Genomic DNA, 22,653 nt, shown 5'->3' on the forward strand with positions numbered 1-22,653 from the left:
TGCTGCTGGAATTAGTCCACCGGCCTCAATTCGCGTTCGACCTCTGCAGGCGCTTCGGCCTTCTGAAGATTGCTGCGAAAGGCGCAGAGCGCGTCGTGCAACTGAATTTGCAGATCCTTGCCGAAGCCCTGCGTCGCATTTCGCTCGACTTCGCAGACTTCTCTGTCGATCTGCGTCAGCTTGGCTTCCGCCGATTCCGAAAGCACGATCCGCTTGGCACGGCGGTCGAGCGGATCCGGTTGACGTTCGATCAGACCTCGTGCTTGCAACTTGTCCAAAAAGGCGCTGACTGTCATCGGCTCCAACCCCATCCTGGAGGCGATGTCAAGCTGGCGACTTCCGTTGATGGCGGCAACCTGCATCAGAGTTCTCGCTTCGCCCGCCGTCAGGCCGAGCCCTGCGACAAGAATGCGTCGCTCAAAGGCCGTTCTGATCAAGCGGGCGCAGTCGCTCACAAGAAAAGCGAGCGAATCCGTATTAATCCTGCTGTTCATAAGCGTTTCCCTACCTACGCTTTTCAGTTTTAGGCCCCACCCACGTTCTTATTGGTTTAGACCTATGAACACAACGCCTTCTTGGGCCATAAATGAGCGGCGGCTTGACCGGATTCAGGATATTGCTACTCTCGCGCGATCAGCAGTAGGGACCCCCAATCATGACGCAATCGCTTGTTGTCGGCGCTTTTCTGGCGGCGCTGTTCTATGTGCTGATTCCCGGCCCTGCCTTCCTGGCGCTGCTCGGCATCGGCGCCGGGCAGGGGCGCAAGGCGGGTGCGTTTTTCGTCAGCGGCCACCTTCTGGGCGATCTCGTCTGGTCGACGCTTGCCCTGGTCGCCATCGTCGGCGCCAAAACCATCGGAACCTTCGTTTTCGATCTCCTTGGATTGCTGTGTGGCTTCTATCTTGCCTGGATCGGCTGGAGCGCAGTAACAGCCAAGCCGAAGGGCGATGGCAAGTCGCTCGTCACCGTCGACCGCCCTTTCCGCCGCGGCCTGATCTTCGGCGTGACCAATCCCAAGGGATACCCTGTCGCGTTGGCAACGTTTACCGCCTTGGTGGCGGGCTCCGCCAGTGCGCTCACTTTCAGCGCCTTGCCGCTGCTGCTCATCGTTTCTTTCATTGGTTTCATAACTGCCGATCTCATCCTGATCAGCATCATCGGAGCGAGTGCCGTGCGGCGCTTCTACCGCGCCCATGAGCGGCTGATCGTGCGTTGCTCGGGCGTGCTCTTCATGGGTTTTGCGGTGCAGGCTCTTTGGCACGCCACTCCGGGCCTGCTCGGCTGGCGCAGGGCTTGATCGCTCCTCTTTGAATTTGTTCGGCTTGCGCCATACCAATTCGGCGGGGGTCGTCTTATATCGTGCTTCGATCAGATGTCTGTCGAAAGGATGCCCTGAATGTCTTCACTTGCCGCCGTCAATCCCGCTCTTATCGAATGGACCGGACATCAGGGGCTGCCGCGTTTCGATGCGGTGAAGGATACGGATTTTGCCGCGGCCTTCGATGCGGCGCTCGCGGCGCATGAAGCAGAGATCGATGCCATCGCCGGTGACAGCGCGGCGCCGACCTTCGCCAATACCGTGATCGCGCTCGAACTCGCGGGCGACGAGCTGTCGCGCATTTCGGCGCTCTTCTGGAACAAGGCCGGCGCTCATACCAACGAGACCATCCAGGCGCTGGAGCGCGAGATCGCGCCGAAGATGGCGCGGCACTATTCGAAGATCGGCACGAATGCGGCGCTCTTTGCGCGCATCGACACCCTTTGGGACGGCCGTGACAAACTTGCCTTGACGCTGGAAGAGACCCGCGTGCTGGAGCGGCACTGGAAGGGCTTCGTCAAGGCAGGCGCCAAGCTGCCGAAAGCTGAGCAGGAGCGGCTTTCCGCGATCAACGAGACGCTCGCCGGCCTCGGTGCGCAATTTGGTCAGAACGTGCTTGCCGATGAAAAGAGCTGGGCACTTCTGCTGTCGGAGGAAGCGGATCTCGCCGGTCTCCCAGACTATTTGCGCGATGCGATGGCGGCAGCTGCGCGTGAACGCGGCGAAGAGGGCAAATATGCCGTTACGCTGTCGCGCTCGATCATCGAGCCGTTCCTGACATCATCAGAGCGCCGTGATCTGCGCGAGCAGGCCTTCAACGCCTGGGTTGCGCGCGGTGCCAATGGCGGCAAGACCGACAATCGCGAGATTATCCGCGAGACGCTGGCGCTGCGGGCGGAGAAGGCCAAGCTGCTCGGCTATGCCAACTTCGCGGAGCTGAAGCTCGACAACACCATGGCGAAGACGCCGACGGCGGTGAACGATCTGCTGGTGGCCGTATGGTCCAAGGCGGCGGCTCGTGCCGGTGAGGAAGAAAGGGATATTGCCGCCCTGATCGCCGAAGAGGGTCGCAATCACGAGGTCATGCCCTGGGACTGGCGGCACTATGCCGAGAAGATCCGCACACGGAAATTCGATTTCTCCGAAACTGAGCTGAAGCCCTATCTGCAGCTCGAGAAGATCATCGTCGCCTGCTTCGACGTCGCCGGCCGGCTGTTCGGCATCAAGGCCGTCGAGCAGAAGGGCATTCCCGCCTATCATCCCGACGTGCGCGTCTTCGAGATCCGCGATCGCTCAGGCAAGCTCGTCGCTTTGTTCCTCGGCGATTACTTTGCCCGCGGCTCCAAGCGCTCCGGCGCCTGGATGAGTTCGTTCCAGTCGCAGCATAAGCTGCCGCTGAAGAACGGTCATGTCGGCGAGCTGCCGATCATCTACAATGTCTGCAATTTCGCCAAGCCGGCCGAAGGCAAGCCAGCGCTGCTGTCGCTCGATGATGCGCGTACGCTATTCCATGAATTCGGCCATGCGCTGCACGGCATGCTTTCCAACGTTACCTATCCTTCGGTTTCCGGAACCGGCGTTTCCCGCGACTTCGTCGAACTGCCGTCGCAGCTCTATGAACATTGGCTGACGGTGCCCGCCATCCTCAAGGAATATGCCGTCCACTATGAGACCGGCGCGCCGATCCCGCAGGCGCTGCTCGACAAGGTTCTGGCGGCCCGCACCTTCAATGCCGGCTTCAATACCGTCGAGTTCACCTCTTCGGCTCTGGTCGACATGGCCTTCCATACCCGCGGCGCGGTCGAGGATCCGATGGCGGTGCAAGGGCAGGTGCTTTCGGAGATCGGTATGCCGAAGTCGATCGTCATGCGCCATGCGACGCCGCACTTCCAGCATGTGTTTTCCGGCGACGGCTATTCGGCGGGCTATTATTCCTACATGTGGTCGGAAGTGCTTGACGCTGATGCCTTCGCCGCCTTCGAGGATACCGGCGATGCCTTCAATCCGGATATGGCCGAAAAGCTGAAGGCCAATATCTATTCCGTCGGCGGCTCGATCGACCCGGAAGAAACCTACAAGGCCTTCCGCGGCAAGCTGCCGAGCCCGGATGCGATGCTGAAGAAGAAGGGGCTGGCGGCCTGATCTTCGCCCCTGGAGTTTGGGGTTTCGGCATTGCCTTGCGTCATGTAAAGAGGCTTGCGAACGAGCTTTCGCGCCTCCCCCCTTTCGCATTCGCGAAAAAAAGGGTATGAGCGCGCCAAATGCAATTGGCGTGTTTACTACACACTGCGCCCCAGCCTCAGAGATAAAGACATATGGCACTTCGCAACATCGCGATCATCGCGCACGTTGACCATGGGAAAACCACCCTCGTCGACGAGCTCCTGAAGCAGTCCGGCTCCTTCCGCGAGAACCAGCGCGTTGCCGAACGCGTCATGGATTCGAACGACCTCGAAAAGGAACGCGGCATCACCATTCTCGCCAAGGCGACCTCGGTCGTCTGGAAGGATACCCGCATCAACATCGTCGACACACCCGGCCACGCCGACTTCGGCGGTGAAGTCGAGCGTATTCTCTCGATGGTGGATGGCGCGATCGTTCTCGTCGACGCCGCTGAAGGCCCGATGCCGCAGACAAAGTTCGTCGTCGGCAAGGCTCTGAAGGTTGGCCTGCGCCCGATCGTTGCGATCAACAAGATCGACCGTCCGGATGCCCGCGCCGACGAAGTCATCAACGAAGTCTTCGACCTCTTCGCCAATCTCGACGCCACCGACGAGCAGCTGGACTTCCCGATCCTCTACGGTTCCGGCCGTAACGGCTGGATGAACTATTCGCCCGAGGGTCCGAAGGAAGAAGGCCTCGGCCCGCTTCTCGATCTTGTCGTCAAGCACGTTCCGCAGCCGACCGTCGGCGAAGGTCCGTTCCGCATGATCGGCACCATCCTCGAAGCCAACCCCTTCCTCGGCCGCATCATCACCGGCCGCATCCATTCCGGCTCGATCAAGCCGAACCAGGCCGTCAAGGTTCTGGGTGCCGACGGCAACCTCATCGAAACCGGCCGTATCTCGAAGATCCTCGCCTTCCGTGGTATCGAGCGTCAGCCGATCGAAGAAGCGCAGGCAGGCGACATCGTCGCCATCGCCGGCCTTTCCAAGGGCACCGTCGCCGACACCTTCTGCGATCCGCAGGTCACCGAGCCACTGATCGCGCAGCCGATCGACCCGCCGACCGTCACCATGTCGTTCATCGTCAACGACAGCCCCTATGCCGGCACCGAGGGTGACAAGGTTACCTCGCGCGTCATCCGCGACCGTTTGTTCAAGGAAGCCGAAGGCAACGTCGCGCTGAAGATCGAAGAAGCCGAAGGCAAGGATTCGTTCTACGTCTCCGGCCGCGGCGAATTGCAGCTCGCAGTTCTGATCGAAACCATGCGCCGCGAAGGCTTCGAGCTTGCCGTGTCGCGTCCGCGCGTCGTCATGCACAAGGACGAGAGCGGCCAGCTTCTTGAGCCGATCGAAGAAGTCGTCATCGACGTCGATGAAGAGCATTCGGGTATCGTCGTGCAGAAGATGTCGGAGCGTAAGGCCGAAATGGCCGAGCTGCGTCCGTCCGGCGGCAATCGCGTCCGTCTCGTGTTCTGGGCGCCGACCCGTGGTCTCATCGGCTACCAGTCGGAACTTCTGACCGACACGCGCGGCACCGCCGTCATGAACCGCCTGTTCCACGACTACCAGCCCTACAAGGGTGATATCGTCGGCCGCGTCAACGGCGTTCTGCTCGCCAACGAGTCCGGCGAAGCCGTGGCCTATGCCCTGTTCAACCTGGAAGACCGCGGCCCGATGATCATCGACGCCGGCGAGAAGGTCTATGCCGGCATGATCATCGGCATCCACACCCGCGACAACGACCTCGAAGTCAACGTGCTGAAGGGCAAGAAGCTCACCAACATCCGCGCCGCCGGCAAGGATGAAGCCGTGAAGCTGACGCCGCCCATCCGCATGACGCTCGACCGCGCTCTCTCCTGGATTCAGGACGACGAACTGGTCGAAGTCACGCCGAAGTCGATCCGCCTGCGCAAGATGTATCTCGATCCGAACGAGCGTAAGCGCTTCGAGAAGGCCCGTCTGGCCTGATAGCCAAACTGCCTGGAATCGTACGACCCCGGCCATTGTGCCGGGGTTTTTATTTTGTGTGTTCGGTTTTTGAGCCCTTGTCCTAAAGGTTAAAAAGTCGTTAATTTTTAGGGACGATCCACGGATAAAGCCTGTGGGCAAGTTTGCCATCTTTATGAATGAGGATGGTTAATTCGCGTTCGCGAGACCAGAGTAGACGTTATGAAGACGTTGTCGATTGATGTTCGGCGGGCAGAACCCCATGATGCCCGAGCCATTTCGGAGGTGCACCGCCAGTCGTGGCAGTACACCTATGCCGGCATCATTCCGCATCGCGCTCTTGGCCAGATGATCGAGCGCCGCGGCGAAGGCTGGTGGCGCAAGGCGACCAGCGGGCCGGCTACGCTGCTGGTTCTGGACGTTGCCGGCGAAATTGCCGGTTATGCCACGCTCGGGCTCAACCGTGCCCGCGCCCTTCCGCAGGAAGGCGAGATCTACGAGCTTTATCTGCGTCCGCAATATCAGGGTCTGGGCATGGGGCGCATGCTTTTCGGCGAGGCCCGCCGGCTGTTGAAGTCGCTCGGCTGCAAGGGGCTGGTGGTCTGGTGCCTAGAAGAAAATGAAAATGCCGATCGCTTCTATCGCGGCCAGGGCGGTGTCGATTTCTGCGAAGGCATCGAGACCTTCGATCACAGACGGCTTAAGAAGATCGGTTTCGTCTGGCCGTAAGCGCCAACTAAATCCGCCGCTTTTCCGATGCGTTGTTGCGTTGCGGCATGAATCCTATTATTTGGCGGGCGGCAACCATCCTTATTAGGGGACATGTATGCGTATCGACGCGATTTCCATTGGCAAGAACCCGCCCGAAGACGTCAACGTCATCGTTGAAGTGCCGGTCGGCGGTCATCCGATCAAGTACGAAATGGACAAGGAGGCCGGCACGCTGGTCGTTGACCGTTTCCTCTATACGCCGATGACCTACCCGGGCAATTACGGCTTCGTTCCTCACACCCTCTCCGAAGATGGCGACCCGATCGACGTGCTGATCGCCAGCACCCGTCCGCTGGTTCCCGGCTGCGTCATCAATGTTCGCCCGATCGGCGTGCTGAAGATGGAAGACAATTCCGGCAAGGACGAGAAGATCATCGCCGTTCCGTCGCCGAAGCTGACGCTGCGCTACGAGAAGGTCAAGGAATATACCGATCTTCCGGAAATCACGGTGAAGCAGATCGAGCACTTCTTCGAGCACTACAAGGATCTGGAACCCGGCAAGTGGGTCAAGATCTTCGGCTGGGGCGGTTCCAAGGAAGCTGGCGAACTCATCATCGAAGCTATCGAGCGCGCCAAGAAGGCAAAGGCCTGATCAGCCCTTCGCGATAGCGTTTAATCTTTCTGCCAAATCCTCCGGGTCGCCATCGATCCGGAGGATTTTTTTACGAGCGGTATCGCCGCTGAGCAGCTCGAGCGAGGATTTGGGGATGCCGAGGCTCTTGGCAAGCAGCGCGATCAGCGCCTTGTTGGCCTTGCCCTTCTCCGGCGCGACCGAGACGCGCGCCTTCAGATAGCATTCGCCATCGCTGCCGGTCTCAACGCCATCAATCGCGTCGCGCCCGCCATTGGGCGTGAGACGCACGGATAGTCGCAGGTGATCCGAGGACGCCTGCCAGGGCCTGTTCACCGCAGGAACAGCGGAACCAGCGAGTTCCACATCAGCGACCTAATGAAGAAGATGATGAGCAGCAGGATGACCGGCGAGATGTCGATGCCGCCGAGATCGGGCAGGATGCGGCGGATCGGGCGCAATGCCGGCTCGGTGACCGCATAAAGGAAGCTGCCGATGGAGCTGACGAACTGATTGCTCGAATTGATGACGTTGAAAGCATAGAGCCAGGAAAAGATAGCGCTGCCGATCAGCACCCAGGTGTAAAGATTCAAAGCCAGATCAATGGTTTGAAATAAAGCGAGCATGTCCGTCTCCATTTCGCGGTTGACAGACATGTAGACATTGACGACTAAACGGGCAAGTCCCATGCTCCGAAGCATGTTGAATCATGTTTAAAAGGCCGGTGTCTGCATTTGCGCCGGCTGTCGCGCCGGAAAGTCTCGTCCCATGTCGTTCGCTGCCAGCGGAGACCGGTTTGCCGCCTTCAGGCACATTGCCTATACCTATTTCTTCTTCGCTCGGTTTTTGACAGCTTTTGCCACCCAGATCGTCAGCGTCTCGGTCGGCTGGCAGATGTATGACCACACCGGAAATCCCGCCTATCTTGGCTTGATCGGCCTTGTGCAGTTCCTCCCCTCCCTGTTGCTGATCCTGGTCACCGGTACGGTGGCCGACCGCTATAACAGGCGCAGGGTTGCGGCGATCTGCATCTTCGTCGGCATGCTGTGCACGGCGGCACTTCTCTTCCTCACCGTCAGCGGCACATTTGCGCCCCTGCCGGTTTTCATGATCCTCGCCGTTTTCGGCGTCGAGCGTGCCTTCATGACACCGTCGATGCAGTCGCTGGCGCCCAACCTCATTCCGCCGCAGGATCTGTCCAATGCGGTGACGTGGAACTCGATGTCCTGGGATGCCGCCGCCGTTCTCGGCCCTGTCGCCGGTGGTTTGCTCTATGGCGTCAGTGCCAGCGCATCCTACACGGTGGCCGTGATGTTCCTGGCCGCCGGCTCTATCCTGACTTTCCTGATCCCGAAGCCGCATCAGCGTGCCGCGCAGCAATCGAAAAGCATGAACGAGATCCTCGCAGGCTTCCGCTTCATCTGGTCGGAGAAAGTGGTGCTTGGCGCTGTTTCGCTCGATCTCTTCGCCGTGCTGCTCGGTGGTGCGGTGGCGCTGATGCCGGTCTATGCGCGCGATGTCCTGACGCTTGGGCCTTGGGGGCTCGGCCTCCTGCGCGCTGCCCCCAGCTTCGGCGCGATCGCCATGGGCCTGTTTCTGGCGACCTATCCCATCCGGCACCGTGCCGGCCTCTATATGTTCGTCGGTGTCGCCCTGTTCGGTGTGGGCACGCTGGTCTTCGGCATCTCGCATACGCCGTGGCTGTCGATAGCAGCTCTTGCAGTCATGGGGGCATCCGACCTGATCTCGGTCTATGTCCGCGAAACCCTAATCACGCTCTGGACGCCGGATCACGTCCGCGGCCGCGTCAATGCCGTCAACATGGTCTTCGTCGGGGCGTCGAATGAGCTTGGCGAGTTTCGAGCCGGCATCATGGCGCATTATTTCGGCGCGATCCCCGCCGTCGTCATCGGAGGTCTCGGCACGCTGACGGTCGCTATTCTCTGGGCGGCCGGGTTCCCGCAGCTTCGCCAGATCGACAGCTTGAACGCGCCGGATCGCAAGGGCGAGCCGCAACCGGCTTGAGGCTGCCGGAAGCGGCCCTTTCGATTTAAGGTTTTCGTCGCCTCAGGCAGCCATCGCCTGCTTGCCCTCGAAGACGAGATCGAGGAATTCCGACAGCCAGGCCCTGAGCGCGGCGTCGAAGATCATCCGACCTTCCAGATGCTCGCGGCCCTGCTGGGCGTTCGGCATGCAGAAGCGATGTTCGCCATGCACGACCCAGCGCTGCATCATGGCGCGCGTGAGTTCGGCGTGAAACTGCAGGCCCCAGGCGTTGGCACCATAGCGATAGGCCTGGTTCGGGTAGGTCTCGGCCGTGGCAAGCAGATCTGCGCCGTGCGGCAGCTCGAAGCCCTCGCGATGGAAATGATAGACCATCTGCGGCCAGCGCATCAGCAGCCGGCCCTTTTCCGTCGGCTGAAGCGCATACCAGCCGATCTCGGTCTTGCCGTCATCGCGCGCCTTCACCTTGGCGCCGAGATGGCGGGCGAGCAACTGCGCCCCGAGGCAGATGCCGAGATAGGGCCGGTTCTCCTTGAGGGGAACCTTCAGCCAGTCGGTCTCCCTCTTGATGAACTCCTCCGGGTCGTTGGCGCTCATCGGGCCACCGAAGATGACGGCGCCGGCATGAGCCGAAAGCGTCGAAGGCAGGTGATCGCCGAGAACCGGGCGGCGGATATCGAGATCGTAGCCCTTCTCCAGCAGCATTTGGCCCACACGGCCGGGGCTGGAGCGCTCCTGGTGCAGGACGATCAATATCGGTCGGCCGGCGCTCCTCGGTGCTTCAATCATCATTGCCTGTCTCCACCCTGGAACCGGGCACGCGTGCGGCTGCTTCCTGGCGCTTCATGATGCGCTCGCGATCGGAAATGCCCATGAGGTCGGCAATGCGCCAGATCGCATGGTCTTCCATCTCGCTACGCTCGCCGTCGGCATAGACGATATCCCAGAGTATGCCGAGCAGCTCGAGCCGCTGAGCACTGTCGAGATGGCGCTTCAGATCCGATGTGAAACGATAGTAATCGACGGCTTCGCTTTCGGCTTCTTGGCCGGCGGCGATCAGTGCATCGAGCTGGCGGCCTTCGAGGCCATATTGGCTCTTCAGCAGCTTGCGCAGCCTCTTCTTCTCGCTGTTCTCGATCTTGCCGTCCGCCTCCATGACCTGGATACAGAGCGCTGCCACTGCGACGCGCGGGTCGTCGGGTGCAAAGCCGGATTTGGGGTGGTCCTGGGTCAGGTTATGAAGGAATTCCTGAAAGCGTTCGAACATCCGTATCCATTCTCAAAGCAAGCCGAGTAGGGTTCTTGGGGTACCGCACTCTAGAACAACTTGAGCCGCGTCTTGGGTTCCGGTTCAAGTTTTCGATCTTTCACGCCCGGGTCGTCGGGAGCACCGCCGAAAAAGGGCCGTGGTTCCGGCTCCCTTTGTATCTGCTGCCGCGACGCAGCGGACGCGCTCGGCGCGGACTTCGCCGCCGTCGGTTCCAATCCCATGACATAGGTATTAGTTGCTGGCGATGCAACTTTCGGTGAAGCCGCCGTCTCGGCCACGGTTGCGGTCTCGCGTACCGGCGGCAGCGATTTCAGCGCCGCATCGACGGATACGGCCGAACCTTCTTCCACCGGGCCCTCGATCTGGTCGAAAGGCGCCTTCCATTCGAAGGCGTCGAGGCGGCCCGTGACCGGCGACAGCGGCAGCCATTTTTCGGAGACGAAGCCATCGGCGACCCAGGCCGGATCGCGCGGAGCTCGCAGCGCCTGCGCCATCCAGTGGCGCATACGCCCCTGATCGCCGGTTTCGGCCTCTTCGATATCGGCCAGAAGCAGGAAGGCGCCCTCGCGGGCATCGATCCTGGCTGCTGCTTCGGCCTTGGCGCGGGCCTTGCTGAAGTCGCGAGCATCCAGCGCCGCCTTTCCGGTCAGCAGCAGCGCCTCGACATTGTTCGGGCGGATGGCTTCCAGCCGCTCGGCACGCTTCAGGCGGTCGGTGACGGAATCGCCGCTGCGGGCACGCACATAGGCCTTGCCGATCTCGGGATTTGGATCCGCCTTCCAGACCTGTTCGAGCATGGACGCCGCCTTGCGCACCTTGTCCTCGCGAAACAAGGCCCTGGCCGCGATCAGCGCCGCAGGCACGAAATCGGTCACAAGCTTCAGTGCAGCCAGCGCATCGTCGCGCGCGCCGGCCGGATCGCTCTCCAGTCTGTCGTTGGCGCGTGCCGTCAAAAGCACGGCGCGTTGGCGATTGGCCGTGGTCTTGTCGACGACGTGGGCAACCTTCTGCTGGTCGAGAAGCTTGATGGCATCATCCCAGCGACCGGACTGGCTGCGATATTCCAGCGTCGCTTGTGCCGCCCAGGGCAGGTAGGGGGCCTGGTCGGCCGCCTTCTCGGCATATTGCCGCGCGGCTTCATGCGCGCCGAGACGCCTGGCTTCGAGGTAGAGGCCGCGCAGACCGAGCTCGCGCGTTTCGGGATCGTTCGCCATCAGCTCGAACTTCTGACGAGCCTCGTCATGTTTGCCTTCGATCAATGCCGCCTGGGCCTCAAGCAGATTGATGAGCGGCTCCTGATCGGCGCGGATCAGGCCGCGCGTGCGCGCCGCCATTTTTCGGGCGAGCAGGGCATTGCCGGCGCCGGCGGCAATTAGCCCCGTGGACAGCGCCTGGTAGCCGCGATCGCGCTTGCGGGCGCGGAAATAGCGGGTGACGGAATGTGGCGAAGTCCAGATCAGCCGCACGAACCACCAGAGGATCATGACGGCCGCGACCAATGCGATCAAGATCGCTGCGGCAACGATCAATCTGGTCCGGTAAAGCTGGCCTTCCCAAACCAGCGAGAGGTCGCCGGGCCGATCCGCCAGCCAGGAAAAACCATAGCCGAGAGCGAGGACGAGAATGGCGAAGATAAGCAGTCTGATCATTGCTGCGCTCCGTCCCTAGTTCTGCTTTCCGGTATTGGCGATTGCCTTCGACAGCGCATCGCTTACCAGATCCTCAACTCGGATGCGGGCTTCCAGCGACTGCTTGAAGGCGGCGGAGGCCGACTTGGCGGCATCGGGCAGGCTGTTCCACTCGTTGACCGCGCCCGGCAGATCGCCATTCTTCACCTTGTCTTCGAAACGCGCGGCGATCGCATCGACGCTGTCGCCCGGGACGTTGCCGACAGGGCGCACCTGCACCAGGGACTTGGCGCTCGACATCAGCCGATCGCTCCAGCTCTGGTTCGGATTGTCGTTCTGCGCGGTGGCGACGATGGCGGTCGCGACATCGGTGACCTGGCGGATCAAATCGGCGCGCGAGGGAACGCCGGTCTGGGCGAAATTCTTGAGATCGGCGACGGCAGGGTCGTCAGACGCGACATTGGCGAAGGTATCGAGTTCTGGCCGGAAGGGGCCGCCGCGATCGATCGCAGCCTTCAGGGCGGCCGCCGCGATAGCGCGGGCAACGGCGCTTTCCTGGCTTGGCCCGCTCAGCTTCTTTTCGGCGTTGTCGAGACGCTTGCTGACTTCGGCATCGGAGGTGGCCTGGCTCTGGGTGGCCTTGCTGAGATCGGCTTTCAGCTGCTCAACTTCGCCGCTCAGCGAAGCGATCTTCTGATCGGAAGCCGGATTTGCGGCTCCGCTTGATCCGCCTGCCGAAGAGGCGCCGGCAGCACGCGTCTCGAGCGCCGATACGCGGGCGACAAGCGCCTCGTCCGGCTTTGCTGCAGGTGCTGCGGCGAGATTGGCGATGCTGTGTTTGAGACCGTCGATTTCTGCATTCAATGCCGTGATATCGGCAGATGCGTCCTTGCCGGCGCGGCCGCCGGGCAGGAAACAGGCATATTGCAGGGCTCCGGCGCCGACGAGTGCGATCAGGCCGCCGACGATACCGGCGGCGATCAGGCCGGAGGTTGAACCTTCACGCCGTAGCTGCTGCTGTGGCCGCTCGGCAACGGAAGGCGCAGGCTCCGCCTGCTTTGCTTGCTGTGCCGTCGTTTGCTGTTCTTCCGGGGCGGAGGCGAAGATCGACCCCCGAGCTTCCTCGCGAAGCGGCTCCTTGTCCGTTTCGAGCGGCATTTCCACTTCATTGGCGGAGGATGAGCCGAATTCGCCGTGGCTGCGCTCCGTGATATCCTCGGAGGCTGCGCTCTGCGCAGTTTTTTCGGCTTCCAGATCGATCGTGACCGGCTCGTTGTTGGGCTTCGAATGGTTAGGCGGTTTTCCCGGTACCATGAGGTCCTCTTTTCATGCGCTGCAACGAAGTTAGACAGACAACGCGATTATGGAAAGAGCTTAGATCAAAATTGCGGCCTTACCCTGCGACAAGCAGCGCCAGAAGTCGGTCTTCATCCGGCGTGTCGGCGATGGCGATGTGTGGACGCATGCCGGCCGGAACCGCTTCGGCAATGGCTTCGCTCAGGCAGAGGAAACGTGTCCCCGCGAAGATCGCTGGGTTTTCCTGCACGAAGGGCAAGCTGAAAAAGCGCTGCGCCGTCTGCTGGGAATAAAACAATACCGCGTCTGCCTGCGGGTCGACGAAAAGTCGGCGAAGGGCACCATCCTCGGGGATGACATCGCGCATCCTATAGCATTCCACCGTGCGGAAAGGTCGCTTCAGCTTAGTCAATCCGGCTTCGAAACCGGCAGCGCGGGGGTGGCCCGCGAGATAGAGGAGGGGGCTTTCGGCAGGGTTGGCCGCATGACCGGAAATCAGAGCCGCCAGCTCGGTGCCGCCGCCTTCCGATGCGGCAATATCGATGAAGCCGAGGGCGGCTGCCTCCTTGGCCGTTACCTTGCCGACGGCAAAGACCGGGCGGCCGAGGTGCTGTGCGACATCGGCCCCCAACGCGGCCAGAACCCGAACCGCTTCGGCGCTGGTGACGGCGATGGCGCCCCGGGTTTCCAGGAGTGCGCGTCTCGCATCGTCGACATGATGGATCGGCTCTGCCAATGGCAGCAACAATGCTTCGTGGCCCATCCGCGCCAGTCGTCCGATGGTGCGTTCACCCGAAAGTAGCGGGCGGGTGACGACGACGCGCATTGGATGTCAGACCCAGTCTTCGAAGAAGGTGCTGCCCGCTTCGGTACGAATCGCCTGGCCGGCATTGACGCCGAGCGCCTCGGCATCGCGGCGATGGCCCTCGATAGTGGTGGTGTGCACCTGCTTGCCATCCGGCGTCAGGATCATGCCAAAGAACCGCAGATGATCCCCCTCGCAGATCGCGTAGCCGGCAATCGGCGTGCGACAGGAACCGTCGAGTGCCGCCAGGAAGGCGCGCTCGCAGGATACAGCATCGAAGGTCTGTGCATCATTGATGGCGACCAGCAGGTCGCTCGTCCTCTTGTCGTCGATGCGGCTTTCGATGGTGATCGCGCCTTGTGCCGGCGCCGGCGGGAATTCGTCTGGATCGAGGATTTCGGTGATGACCTCGACATTGCCGAGCCGCTTCAGGCCGGCAACGGCGAGCAGCGTCGCATCCGCCTGTCCCTCTTCCAGCTTGCGAAGGCGGGTCTGGACCGAGCCGCGGAAGGTGATGACGTTGATATCCGGGCGCAGGCGGCGGACCAGCGCCTGGCGGCGCAGCGAGGCCGAGCCGACGGTTGCGCCGTGCGGCAGGTCGATCAATTTCGGTGCTGTGCGGCCAATGACGGAATCGCGAATGTCTTCGCGGGGTAGGTAGGCGTTAAGCGCCAGCCCGTCGGGCAGCTTCGTCGCCATGTCCTTGGCCGAGTGCACGGCAAAGTCGAGTTCGCCGGAGGTCAGCTTTTCTTCGAGCTCCTCCGTGAACAGGCCCTTGCCACCGATTGCCGCCAGCGACCGGTCGGTGATGCGGTCGCCCTTGGTGGTGAGAACGACGATTTCGAACATCTCCTCCGGAAGGCCATGCGCTGCCATCAGGCGGTCACGCGCCTCGTGCGCCTGGGCGAGCGCCAGCGGGCTGCCCCGCGTGCCGATCCGGAAAGGTTTTGTTTGCATCCGCTTTGATCCGTTGTTACCGACAGTTCCCGTAACCATATTTCCGCTTTATCGCAATCGACCTGTAGGCAACGAACTTTCTCCATGGCGTCCATTCTTCGTATTCTCGGCATCGAAACAAGCTGTGACGAAACCGCTGCAGCCATTGTCGAACGCCGGGATGACGGCACGCCCACGGTTTGTTCCGATGTCGTCCTCAGCCAGCTGGACGAACATAGCGCCTATGGCGGCGTCGTGCCGGAAATCGCTGCGCGGGCGCATGTCGAGGCGCTGGATACGCTGATCGACGAAGCATTGAAACGCGCCAATGTGTCGCTCTCGGACGTCGATGCCATTGCCGCCACCTCCGGTCCCGGTCTCATCGGTGGGCTGCTCGTCGGCTTGATGACCGGCAAGGCGATCTCGCGTGCGACAGGCAAACCATTATACGCCATCAACCATCTGGAAGGCCATGCCTTGACGGCGCGGCTGACGGACGGGCTAGCCTTTCCCTATCTCATGCTGCTCGTTTCCGGCGGCCATACCCAGCTTATCCTCGTGCGCGGCGTCGGCCAATATGAGCGTTGGGGCACGACCATCGACGACGCCCTTGGTGAAGCCTTCGACAAGACGGCCAAGCTTCTGGGATTGCCCTATCCTGGTGGCCCGGCGGTCGAGGCAGCCGCCAAGAACGGCAATCCGGACCGCTTCGATCTGCCGCGACCGCTGGTCGGCGAAACGCGCCTCGATTTTTCCTTTTCCGGCCTGAAGACGGCCGTGCGACAGGCGGCTACGGCAATCGCGCCGGTGACGGAGCAGGACATCGCCGATATCTGCGCCTCCTTCCAGAAGGCGATCTCGCGCACGTTGAAGGACCGGATCGGCCGCGGCTTGCAGCGCTTCAAGACGGAGTTTCCCAAGACGGCGGAAAAGCCGTCGCTTGTCGTGGCCGGCGGCGTTGCCGCCAATCTCGAACTGCGCCGCACGCTGCAGGAGCTTTGCGATGCTAATGGCTTTCGTTTCATCGCGCCGCCATTGAGATTGTGTACTGACAATGCCGTCATGATCGCCTGGGCGGGGCTCGAGCGCATGGCGACGGGTGTTGCTCCTGACGATCTCGATGTGCAGCCGCGCTCGCGCTGGCCGCTGGATCAGAAGGCTGAAACCCTACTGGGCCATGGCAAACGAGGAGCGAAGGCATGAGCGGCAATGAGAGGATCGCAGTCATCGGTGCAGGTGCCTTCGGCACGGCGCTCGCGGCCGTCATCGCGCTGACCGGCCGCAGCGACGTGACGCTCGTCGGGCGCAATGCGGGGCTGATGACGGATCTTGCCGCCGATCGCATGCATGATGCCGTTCTGCCCGGGATCGAGCTTCCGGATTCGCTGCAGTTCTCGGCCGATGCGGATGCCGTTTCCAATGCCGGTATCGTCCTTTTCGCCATGCCCTCGCAGGCGCAGGCCGATGCTGCCCGGCATTATGGACCTTATCTCGCCAAGGATGCCATCGTCGTTACCTGCGCCAAGGGTATCGACAAGCTTTCCGGCGATCTTCTGACTGACATGCTGGAGCGCGAGCTGCCGCAGCATGCGATCGCCGTGCTCTCCGGGCCGGGCTTTGCCGCCGATATCGCCAAGGGCCTGCCGACGGCCATGGCGATCGCCGCTGCCGACATGGCCGTGGCCGAAAGGCTTGCCCAGGCAATTTCCGGCCCGACCTTCCGTCTCTATGCATCGGATGACCGTATCGGCGTGCAGCTCGGCGGCGCGCTGAAGAATGTGCTGGCCATTGCCTGCGGCATCGTCGAGGGGCGGGGCATCGGCGATTCTGCGCGCGCCGCACTGATCAGCCGCGGGCTTGCCGAAATGTCGCGCTTCGTCGCGGCCAAGGGCGGCAAGGCGGAAACGGTGCGCGGGCTTTCGGGCCTCGGAGACCTCGTGCTGACGGCGACCAGCCATCAATCCCGCAATCTCAGATTCGGTATCGCGCTTGGCCAGGGAGACACCGTCGATCCGGCGCATGGCACCTTGGTCGAGGGCGCTTATGCTGCTTCCATCGCCGCGCGGCTCGCCGGCGAACTCGGCGTCGACATGCCGATTACCGACGCAGTTTCGGCCATCATCGATGGCAAGCTCGACATAACAGCCGCCATCGGGCAATTGATGACGCGGCCGATTACCACGGAATAGCTTGAATGTCGGCGTCGCCCTGGATATATTACTGGATATACAGGGAGCGGCTATGAGTAACTCGCAAAAGCGCGCAATTCAGAACTACCGTTCTCGTCTCGGAGAGCGCGGTCTCGCTCGCTTCGAGGTGCTCGGGCTTGATGCCGACCGTACTCTTATTAGAGAGATGGCACGGCGATTGGCAGAAGGCGGAACTGAATCGGCCCGACTTCGCGATGTACTGACCAAGACCGTTTCAGGAGACCCGCCGAAAAAAGGCGGCGTTTACGCCTGGCTACGCAGCTCGCCCCTTGTCGGGACCGATATCGATCTTGAAAGGGTTAAGGGCAAGGTGCGCGAGATCGATCTTTGACCCGCTATTTGCTCGATACCAATATCATCAGCAACACGATCAAACCCGAACCGTCGCCTAACCTCGTGCGATGGTTCGAGGCTCAACTGGATGACGATCTTTTCATCGCAGCGTCCACGATCGCTGAAATTCAGCGTGGCATCCTGATCATGCCGGTGGGACGCAAGCGTGATGATCTTGAGGCATGGTTTCTCGGCGGTCAGGGACCTCAAGCGTATTTTGCAGGCCGCATTCTTCCCTTTGATGAGAATGCCGCTTTGATTTGGGCGCAGCTTATGGCCGAAGGCAGGGCGGTGGGAAGGCAGCGTGACCCGATGGACATGTTGATCGCTTCTGCCGCAATCGCGAACGAATGCACTATCGCCACGGGTAATGAAGCCGACTTCTGGGGCCTCGATATCATCAATCCCCTTCGCGCAGAAATGTGATGACCTGGGGCGATTGAACCTTTATCCGTCATCGTCGATAGATTTCGATTTCCTTGGGAGAATTAAGTCATGCTGTTCGCCTTTGTCTGCAAGGACAAGCCCGGTTACCTGAACGTCCGCATGGAGACGCGCCCGGCGCATCTGGAGTATCTGAACAAGCTCAATGCCGAAGGCACGCTGAAGATGGCAGGTCCGTTCCTCGATGCCGAAGGCAAGCCGAACGGCAGTCTGGTGGTCGTCAAGGTCGATAGCGTCGAAGCGGCGGTCGCGATCGCGGATGCCGACCCTTATACCAAGGCCGGCTTGTTCGAGAGCGTCGAAATCAAGCCGTTCAACTGGGTCTTCAACAATCCGGAGGCATGAGGAATGGCGCACTGGCTTTATAAATCCGAACCGGCCTCCTGGTCCTGGCAGCAGCAAAAGGATGCCGGCGACAAGGGGACCGAGTGGACCGGCGTGCGCAACTATCTCGCCCGCAACAACATGCGGGCCATGCAGATCGGCGACAAGGGCTTCTTCTATCATTCCAATGATGGGCTCGAGGTCGTCGGCATCGTCGAAGTCTGCGCGCTGGCGCATCCGGATTCGACCGCCAAGGACGATCTTCGCTGGGAATGCGTCGACATCCGCGCCGTCCGCGACATGCCCAAGCCCGTGTCCCTGAAGGACGTCAAAGCCAATCCGAAGCTTTCGCAAATGGCGCTGGTCACCTCCATGCGGCTTTCGGTGCAGCCGGTGACGGATGAGGAATGGCTCGAAGTCTGCCGCATGGGCGGTCTGGACAACCCGCCGGTCTAACCCGGCTGAAGGACGTTGTGAAAACCGATCCGGAAAGCTTTATCCGTGCTAACACCAGCCTGATGGCGCCGCCGCATGTGCCGGAAATCCGGTTGCATCTCGCGAGCGAAGCCCATGAACTCTGGCTGAAGACCGAGGAGGAGCTGGAAGAGATCGGTCTGCCGCCGCCCTTCTGGGCCTTTGCCTGGGCGGGTGGCCAGGGTTTGGCGCGCTACATCCTCGATCATCCGGAGACCGTGACGGGCAAAACCGTGCTGGATTTTGCCAGCGGCTCCGGGCTTGTCGCCATCGCGGCCAGGCGTGCAGGGGCAAGCCATGTGCTTGCCGTCGATATCGATCCGTGGGCGGGCACGGCAATCCAGCTCAATGCCGTTGAAAATGGCGTCGATCTGGAGTTTTCCGGCGACGATATTATCGGCCGTGCTGTGGAGACGGATGTCATTCTCGCCGGTGACGTCTTCTACGATCGCGATTTTGCTGCAAGCCTCGTTCCCTGGCTGCGCCGGTTGGCGGGCGAAGGGAGGACCGCTCTGGTCGGCGATCCCGGCCGGGCCTATCTTCCCAAGGATCGCCTCGAGGCAAAGGCGACCTATCAGGTGCCGGTCACGCGGGCACTGGAGGATAGCGAGGTCAAGAAGACGACCGTCTGGCGATTTCTCGCCGGGTAGAGCGGTCAAGCGTCGTGCAATCGCTTTCGCAGCATTCTGGGCGGAAAACCGCGACGCAACTTTCCTGGCTTGGATCGGACGGCGTTAGGGCCGAATCACGCAGACGCCGGCTTCATGCGAGCAGGGATCGGCGGCGTAGCGGACATTGATGACCTTGGCGCGCGGCCTTGGCTGTACTGCGACAGGACGCGCATAGGGATTGTAGCCACCGTAGCCGACAATATAGGTGCCGCCATTGGCCTGATAGACGTCCGCAGTGCCGGCATAGGTGCCGGCGCTTGCGGCCTCATGCCGCTCCATAAGGATGATTCTGGCCGGTTGCTGTTGCCCGAAGCCCTGCGGAGACGATATCTGCGCCAGGCGCACGAGGCCTGAACGATCGTGGTGACGCCAGTGGCGAAATTCGCCTGCGAGCGCCGATGTCGAGGAAAAAGCGGCGGCTGCCGTCAAAACGAGCGCTGCTGCCTTGAAAAGATGCGGCCTCATGATTCGTCCCGTTTCCATCCGTTAATGAAATCTTAACGGCAGATTGCCCCAAGAACGGCTCGAAGTCCACGTCAGGGTTGATGAAATGGTAAATAGCCCGGAATGAGGAGTCCGTCGCTGCATGCTCGCTAAAGTGCAGCGCGATCCGAATCGATTAAATTCGATGCAGGCATCAATAGTGCTTGTCGATAGGCATTTCGGCGATTAATGGTCGCAATGATGCAACGCACACTGCACGTCCCTGTGCGCGCGTTGCCCCGGAGATCCGGGTTCTCAGCGTATCGTAACGCCGCGAGGTTCTGATGGCGAACGTCACACAAAACCGGCCCCTGTCGCCGCACCTGCAAATCTACAAACCCATTCCCACCATGGTCATGTCGATCGTCCACCGTATTACCGGCGGCGCGCTCTACTTCGGCACGGTGCTGGTTGCCTGGTGGCTGATTGCCGCTGCGACCGGTCAGGGCTATTTCGACCTGGTCAACTGGATCATGGGCACGATCGTCGGCCGGATCATCCTGTTTGGCTATACTTGGGCGCTGCTGCATCACATGCTCGGCGGGATGCGCCATTTCGTCTGGGATCTCGGCTATGGTTTCGACCCTGCCGTTTCGACGAAGATGGCCAAGATCACGATCATCGCCTCGATCTGTCTGACCGTACTGGTCTGGGTCATCGGCATCGCCATCCGGCTGGGTTGAACTGGCATGATCGTTTCCGAAAGCGCAGGGATGCCTTTCGGGATTATGCTTTAGAGGATATTTCTCATGGATATGCGCACCCCTTTGGGCAAAGTCCGCGGTCTCGGTTCCGCCAAGGAAGGCACCGATCATTTCTGGCGCCAGCGCCTGACCGCCGTCGCCAACGTTCCGCTCTTCATTTTCTTCGTCATCTTCCTGTTGATCTATGCCGGCGCGCCCTACGCGGAAGTCGTGCACGCGCTGTCGAACCCGATCGTCGCGGTCATCATGGGCCTGATGGTGATCTCCGGCATCATTCACATGAAGCTCGGTATGCAGGTCATCATCGAGGACTATGTGCACGGCGAATTCGGCAAGATCGTCCTTCTCATGCTCAACACGTTTTTCTCGGTCATTCTGGCGGGGCTCTGTCTTTTCGCCATTCTGAAGATCGCGTTCGTAGGATAAATGCATCATGGCACCGAACTCATCCGCTCAGAATGGGCCTGCTCAAAATGGGAAAGCCTATAAGTACGTCGATCACTCCTATGACGTGATCGTCGTCGGCGCCGGCGGCGCCGGCCTGCGCGCCACGCTCGGCATGGCCGAACAGGGCTTCCGCACCGCCTGCATCACCAAGGTCTTCCCGACCCGTTCGCATACCGTCGCCGCCCAGGGCGGTATTGCCGCTTCGCTGCGCAACATGACGCCCGACAGCTGGCAGTGGCATCTCTACGACACCGTCAAGGGCTCCGACTGGCTCGGCGACGTCGACGCCATGCAGTACATGGTCATGGAAGCGCCGAAGGCCGTCTACGAACTCGAGCATTACGGCGTGCCCTTCTCGCGTAACGAAGAAGGCAAGATCTACCAGCGCCCGTTCGGCGGCCACATGCAGAACTACGGCGAAGGACCGCCGGTGCAGCGCACCTGCGCGGCGGCCGACCGTACCGGCCACGCCATCCTGCACACGCTCTACGGCCAGTCGCTGCGCAACAATGCCGAATTCTTCATCGAATATTTCGCGCTCGACCTCATCATGTCCGACGATGGCAGCCGTTGCACCGGCGTCGTCGCCTGGTGCCTCGATGACGGCACGATCCATCGCTTCGCCGCCAAGATGGTGGTGCTGGCGACCGGCGGCTACGGCCGCGCCTATTTCTCGGCAACGTCTGCCCATACCTGCACCGGCGACGGCGGCGGCATGGTGGCCCGCGCCGGCCTGCCGCTGCAGGACATGGAATTCGTTCAGTTCCATCCGACCGGCATCTACGGTTCGGGCTGCCTGATCACCGAAGGCGCGCGCGGCGAAGGCGGCTATCTCGTCAATTCCGAGGGCGAGCGTTTCATGGAGCGCTACGCTCCTTCGGCCAAGGACCTTGCCTCGCGTGACGTCGTTTCGCGCTGCATGACGCTGGAAATCCGCGAGGGTCGCGGCGTCGGCAAGAACAAGGACCACATCTTCCTGCATCTCGACCATCTCGATCCGGCCGTGCTGCACGAGCGCCTGCCGGGCATTTCCGAGAGCGCCCGCATCTTCGCCGGTGTCGACGTGACCCGCGATCCGATCCCGGTCCTGCCGACCGTTCACTATAATATGGGCGGCATTCCCACGAACTATTGGGGCGAAGTGCTGAATGCTGACAGCAACAATCCGGAGCGTGTGCTCCCGGGCCTGATGGCAGTCGGCGAAGCCGGCTGCGCTTCGGTGCACGGCGCCAACCGCCTCGGCTCCAACTCGCTGATCGACCTTGTCGTCTTCGGCCGCGCCGCCGCCATCCGCGCCGGTCAGGTCATCGACCGCGATGGTCCAGTGCCGGCGGTCAACGTTGCAGCCTGCGACAAGATCATGGATCGCTTCGATCGCCTGCGTCACGCCAGCGGCTCGACGCCGACGGCGGCGCTGCGCGAGAAGATGCAGCGCGCCATGCAGGAAGACGCCGCCGTGTTCCGCACCCAGGAATCGCTGGAGTCCGGCTGCCGCCGCCTTTCGGAGATCTGGAAGGACCTGCCCGACATCAAGGTCACCGACCGTTCGCTGATCTGGAACTCGGACCTCGTCGAGACGCTCGAACTGCACAATCTGATGGCCAACGCCATCACGACGATCTACGGCGCCGAGGCCCGCAAGGAAAGCCGCGGCTCGCATGCTCGCGAGGATTACACCGAGGGCAAGTTCGCCGGCCGCGACGACGAGAACTGGCGCAAGCACACGCTTGCCTGGGTCAACGACGCCGGCGACGTGAAGCTCGACTATCGTCCCGTTCACACCGACCTGATCGCCGAAGGCATCGATCCGCACAAGATCGAGCCGAAGGCGCGCGTGTACTGATCTGAGAGG

26 protein-coding genes are annotated in these 22,653 nt (G+C 61.5%); 16 read left to right on the forward strand and 10 right to left on the reverse strand.

Translation table 11 applies throughout. The annotated features are described in order from the left end of the window. Positions 1-11: 11 nt before the first annotated feature. Positions 12-494 (reverse strand): MarR family winged helix-turn-helix transcriptional regulator, encoded by a 483-nt coding sequence (locus QD409_RS09270; protein ID WP_092849601.1) that lies wholly within the window; start codon positions 492-494, stop codon positions 12-14. Between the two features lie 161 nt (positions 495-655). On the opposite strand from QD409_RS09270, the gene QD409_RS09275 reads away from it, so the two are divergent. The 5 genes from QD409_RS09275 (at position 656) to ppa (ending at position 6,793) form a co-directional block, all read left to right on the forward strand. Further along, the gene (locus tag QD409_RS09275; protein ID WP_092849604.1) at positions 656-1,297 is read left to right on the forward strand and encodes a LysE family translocator; all 642 of its coding nucleotides are present in this window, start codon (positions 656-658) and stop codon (positions 1,295-1,297) included. Positions 1,298-1,396: 99 nt separating this feature from the next. Then, positions 1,397-3,460: a M3 family metallopeptidase gene (locus tag QD409_RS09280; RefSeq protein WP_092849611.1), complete on the forward strand. Its 2,064-nt coding sequence runs from the start codon at positions 1,397-1,399 to the stop codon at positions 3,458-3,460. A gap of 173 nt (positions 3,461-3,633) precedes the next feature. Then, a complete protein-coding gene (gene typA, locus QD409_RS09285) occupies positions 3,634-5,451 on the forward strand; it encodes a translational GTPase TypA (protein WP_092849619.1) in 1,818 nt (605 codons plus the stop codon). A gap of 201 nt (positions 5,452-5,652) precedes the next feature. Further along, positions 5,653-6,159, forward strand: coding sequence for a GNAT family N-acetyltransferase (locus QD409_RS09290; RefSeq protein WP_092849621.1), 507 nt, complete (start codon positions 5,653-5,655; stop codon positions 6,157-6,159). A 97-nt stretch (positions 6,160-6,256) separates the two neighbouring features. After that, entirely contained in the window at positions 6,257-6,793 is a 537-nt protein-coding gene (ppa, locus tag QD409_RS09295; protein WP_092849624.1) for an inorganic diphosphatase, read from the forward strand. Here the strand turns inward: ppa and QD409_RS09300 are convergent, their stop codons facing one another. Beyond that, positions 6,794-7,108, reverse strand: coding sequence for a DUF167 domain-containing protein (locus QD409_RS09300; RefSeq protein ID WP_092849626.1), 315 nt, complete (start codon positions 7,106-7,108; stop codon positions 6,794-6,796). Beyond that, positions 7,105-7,428 carry a YggT family protein gene (locus QD409_RS09305; RefSeq protein WP_092849629.1) on the reverse strand — a complete coding sequence of 108 codons (324 nt, stop codon included), beginning with the start codon at positions 7,426-7,428 and terminating at the stop codon, positions 7,105-7,107. The genes QD409_RS09300 and QD409_RS09305 overlap by 4 nt, the downstream gene beginning before the upstream one ends. A gap of 112 nt (positions 7,429-7,540) precedes the next feature. Here QD409_RS09305 and QD409_RS09310 point away from each other — a divergent pair, with 112 nt between their 5' ends. Beyond that, on the forward strand, positions 7,541-8,797 hold the full coding sequence (locus QD409_RS09310; RefSeq protein ID WP_092849632.1) for an MFS transporter: 1,257 nt from the start codon (positions 7,541-7,543) through the stop codon (positions 8,795-8,797). Positions 8,798-8,839: 42 nt separating this feature from the next. Here the strand turns inward: QD409_RS09310 and QD409_RS09315 are convergent, their stop codons facing one another. The 6 genes from QD409_RS09315 to hemC form a co-directional block, all read right to left on the reverse strand. Then, on the reverse strand, positions 8,840-9,565 hold the full coding sequence (locus QD409_RS09315; protein ID WP_092849966.1) for a glutamine amidotransferase: 726 nt from the start codon (positions 9,563-9,565) through the stop codon (positions 8,840-8,842). Further along, a complete protein-coding gene (locus tag QD409_RS09320) occupies positions 9,558-10,043 on the reverse strand; it encodes a TerB family tellurite resistance protein (protein WP_092849640.1) in 486 nt (161 codons plus the stop codon). The genes QD409_RS09315 and QD409_RS09320 overlap by 8 nt, the downstream gene beginning before the upstream one ends. Positions 10,044-10,093: 50 nt before the next feature. Next, entirely contained in the window at positions 10,094-11,695 is a 1,602-nt protein-coding gene (locus tag QD409_RS09325; RefSeq protein WP_430762510.1) for a heme biosynthesis protein HemY, read from the reverse strand. Positions 11,696-11,710: 15 nt separating this feature from the next. Next, positions 11,711-12,988 carry a COG4223 family protein gene (locus QD409_RS09330; RefSeq protein WP_430762511.1) on the reverse strand — a complete coding sequence of 426 codons (1,278 nt, stop codon included), beginning with the start codon at positions 12,986-12,988 and terminating at the stop codon, positions 11,711-11,713. 79 nt (positions 12,989-13,067) lie between these two features. Further along, entirely contained in the window at positions 13,068-13,796 is a 729-nt protein-coding gene (locus tag QD409_RS09335; RefSeq protein WP_092849649.1) for a uroporphyrinogen-III synthase, read from the reverse strand. Between the two features lie 6 nt (positions 13,797-13,802). Beyond that, positions 13,803-14,732: a hydroxymethylbilane synthase gene (gene hemC / locus QD409_RS09340; RefSeq protein ID WP_092849655.1), complete on the reverse strand. Its 930-nt coding sequence runs from the start codon at positions 14,730-14,732 to the stop codon at positions 13,803-13,805. Positions 14,733-14,816: 84 nt separating this feature from the next. On the opposite strand from hemC, the gene tsaD reads away from it, so the two are divergent. The 7 genes from tsaD (at position 14,817) to QD409_RS09375 (ending at position 19,146) form a co-directional block, all read left to right on the forward strand. After that, positions 14,817-15,914: a tRNA (adenosine(37)-N6)-threonylcarbamoyltransferase complex transferase subunit TsaD gene (gene tsaD, locus QD409_RS09345; RefSeq protein WP_092849658.1), complete on the forward strand. Its 1,098-nt coding sequence runs from the start codon at positions 14,817-14,819 to the stop codon at positions 15,912-15,914. Next, positions 15,911-16,900: an NAD(P)H-dependent glycerol-3-phosphate dehydrogenase gene (locus QD409_RS09350; RefSeq protein ID WP_092849667.1), complete on the forward strand. Its 990-nt coding sequence runs from the start codon at positions 15,911-15,913 to the stop codon at positions 16,898-16,900. The genes tsaD and QD409_RS09350 overlap by 4 nt, the downstream gene beginning before the upstream one ends. A 52-nt stretch (positions 16,901-16,952) precedes the next feature. After that, complete coding sequence (locus QD409_RS09355; protein WP_092849974.1) at positions 16,953-17,252, forward strand: hypothetical protein; 300 nt, start codon at positions 16,953-16,955, stop codon at positions 17,250-17,252. After that, positions 17,249-17,680, forward strand: a complete 432-nt coding sequence (locus QD409_RS09360; RefSeq protein ID WP_092849676.1) for a PIN domain-containing protein — start codon at positions 17,249-17,251, stop codon at positions 17,678-17,680. The genes QD409_RS09355 and QD409_RS09360 overlap by 4 nt, the downstream gene beginning before the upstream one ends. Positions 17,681-17,749: 69 nt before the next feature. Then, entirely contained in the window at positions 17,750-18,043 is a 294-nt protein-coding gene (locus QD409_RS09365; protein ID WP_092849682.1) for a YciI-like protein, read from the forward strand. A 3-nt stretch (positions 18,044-18,046) separates the two neighbouring features. After that, complete coding sequence (locus tag QD409_RS09370) at positions 18,047-18,478, forward strand: EVE domain-containing protein (protein WP_092849691.1); 432 nt, start codon at positions 18,047-18,049, stop codon at positions 18,476-18,478. A gap of 17 nt (positions 18,479-18,495) precedes the next feature. Then, entirely contained in the window at positions 18,496-19,146 is a 651-nt protein-coding gene (locus QD409_RS09375) for a class I SAM-dependent methyltransferase (protein WP_092849695.1), read from the forward strand. Between the two features lie 84 nt (positions 19,147-19,230). Here the strand turns inward: QD409_RS09375 and QD409_RS09380 are convergent, their stop codons facing one another. Next, positions 19,231-19,632, reverse strand: coding sequence for a hypothetical protein (locus QD409_RS09380; protein WP_092849698.1), 402 nt, complete (start codon positions 19,630-19,632; stop codon positions 19,231-19,233). Between the two features lie 302 nt (positions 19,633-19,934). Here QD409_RS09380 and sdhC point away from each other — a divergent pair, with 302 nt between their 5' ends. The 3 genes from sdhC to sdhA all read left to right on the forward strand — a co-directional run bounded on the left by sdhC (position 19,935) and on the right by sdhA (position 22,644). After that, complete coding sequence (gene sdhC / locus QD409_RS09385) at positions 19,935-20,333, forward strand: succinate dehydrogenase, cytochrome b556 subunit (RefSeq protein ID WP_092849701.1); 399 nt, start codon at positions 19,935-19,937, stop codon at positions 20,331-20,333. Positions 20,334-20,399: 66 nt separating this feature from the next. Next, positions 20,400-20,780 (forward strand): succinate dehydrogenase, hydrophobic membrane anchor protein, encoded by a 381-nt coding sequence (gene sdhD / locus QD409_RS09390; protein WP_092849709.1) that lies wholly within the window; start codon positions 20,400-20,402, stop codon positions 20,778-20,780. Positions 20,781-20,787: 7 nt separating this feature from the next. Continuing rightward, positions 20,788-22,644, forward strand: a complete 1,857-nt coding sequence (gene sdhA, locus QD409_RS09395) for a succinate dehydrogenase flavoprotein subunit (RefSeq protein WP_430762512.1) — start codon at positions 20,788-20,790, stop codon at positions 22,642-22,644. Positions 22,645-22,653 lie beyond the last annotated feature (9 nt).

This window comes from Rhizobium sp. BR 315, from assembly GCF_050577975.1.
Lineage (GTDB): Bacteria > Pseudomonadota > Alphaproteobacteria > Rhizobiales > Rhizobiaceae > Rhizobium > Rhizobium miluonense.

Coding starts and splice junctions, on each gene's coding strand:
- QD409_RS09270 (WP_092849601.1), bottom strand. CDS start 494: ATGAACAGCAGGATTAATACGGATTCGCTCGCTTTTCTTGTGAGCGAC.
- QD409_RS09280 (WP_092849611.1), top strand. CDS start 1,397: ATGTCTTCACTTGCCGCCGTCAATCCCGCTCTTATCGAATGGACCGGA.
- sdhC (WP_092849701.1), top strand. CDS start 19,935: ATGGCGAACGTCACACAAAACCGGCCCCTGTCGCCGCACCTGCAAATC.
- hemC (WP_092849655.1), bottom strand. CDS start 14,732: ATGCAAACAAAACCTTTCCGGATCGGCACGCGGGGCAGCCCGCTGGCG.
- QD409_RS09290 (WP_092849621.1), top strand. CDS start 5,653: ATGAAGACGTTGTCGATTGATGTTCGGCGGGCAGAACCCCATGATGCC.
- QD409_RS09350 (WP_092849667.1), top strand. CDS start 15,911: ATGAGCGGCAATGAGAGGATCGCAGTCATCGGTGCAGGTGCCTTCGGC.
- QD409_RS09335 (WP_092849649.1), bottom strand. CDS start 13,796: ATGCGCGTCGTCGTCACCCGCCCGCTACTTTCGGGTGAACGCACCATC.
- tsaD (WP_092849658.1), top strand. CDS start 14,817: ATGGCGTCCATTCTTCGTATTCTCGGCATCGAAACAAGCTGTGACGAA.
- QD409_RS09315 (WP_092849966.1), bottom strand. CDS start 9,565: ATGATTGAAGCACCGAGGAGCGCCGGCCGACCGATATTGATCGTCCTG.
- QD409_RS09275 (WP_092849604.1), top strand. CDS start 656: ATGACGCAATCGCTTGTTGTCGGCGCTTTTCTGGCGGCGCTGTTCTAT.
- QD409_RS09320 (WP_092849640.1), bottom strand. CDS start 10,043: ATGTTCGAACGCTTTCAGGAATTCCTTCATAACCTGACCCAGGACCAC.
- QD409_RS09310 (WP_092849632.1), top strand. CDS start 7,541: ATGTCGTTCGCTGCCAGCGGAGACCGGTTTGCCGCCTTCAGGCACATT.
- QD409_RS09355 (WP_092849974.1), top strand. CDS start 16,953: ATGAGTAACTCGCAAAAGCGCGCAATTCAGAACTACCGTTCTCGTCTC.
- QD409_RS09325 (WP_430762510.1), bottom strand. CDS start 11,695: ATGATCAGACTGCTTATCTTCGCCATTCTCGTCCTCGCTCTCGGCTAT.
- ppa (WP_092849624.1), top strand. CDS start 6,257: ATGCGTATCGACGCGATTTCCATTGGCAAGAACCCGCCCGAAGACGTC.
- sdhD (WP_092849709.1), top strand. CDS start 20,400: ATGGATATGCGCACCCCTTTGGGCAAAGTCCGCGGTCTCGGTTCCGCC.
- sdhA (WP_430762512.1), top strand. CDS start 20,788: ATGGCACCGAACTCATCCGCTCAGAATGGGCCTGCTCAAAATGGGAAA.
- QD409_RS09330 (WP_430762511.1), bottom strand. CDS start 12,988: ATGGTACCGGGAAAACCGCCTAACCATTCGAAGCCCAACAACGAGCCG.
- typA (WP_092849619.1), top strand. CDS start 3,634: ATGGCACTTCGCAACATCGCGATCATCGCGCACGTTGACCATGGGAAA.
- QD409_RS09380 (WP_092849698.1), bottom strand. CDS start 19,632: ATGAGGCCGCATCTTTTCAAGGCAGCAGCGCTCGTTTTGACGGCAGCC.
- QD409_RS09365 (WP_092849682.1), top strand. CDS start 17,750: ATGCTGTTCGCCTTTGTCTGCAAGGACAAGCCCGGTTACCTGAACGTC.
- QD409_RS09370 (WP_092849691.1), top strand. CDS start 18,047: ATGGCGCACTGGCTTTATAAATCCGAACCGGCCTCCTGGTCCTGGCAG.
- QD409_RS09305 (WP_092849629.1), bottom strand. CDS start 7,428: ATGTCTGTCAACCGCGAAATGGAGACGGACATGCTCGCTTTATTTCAA.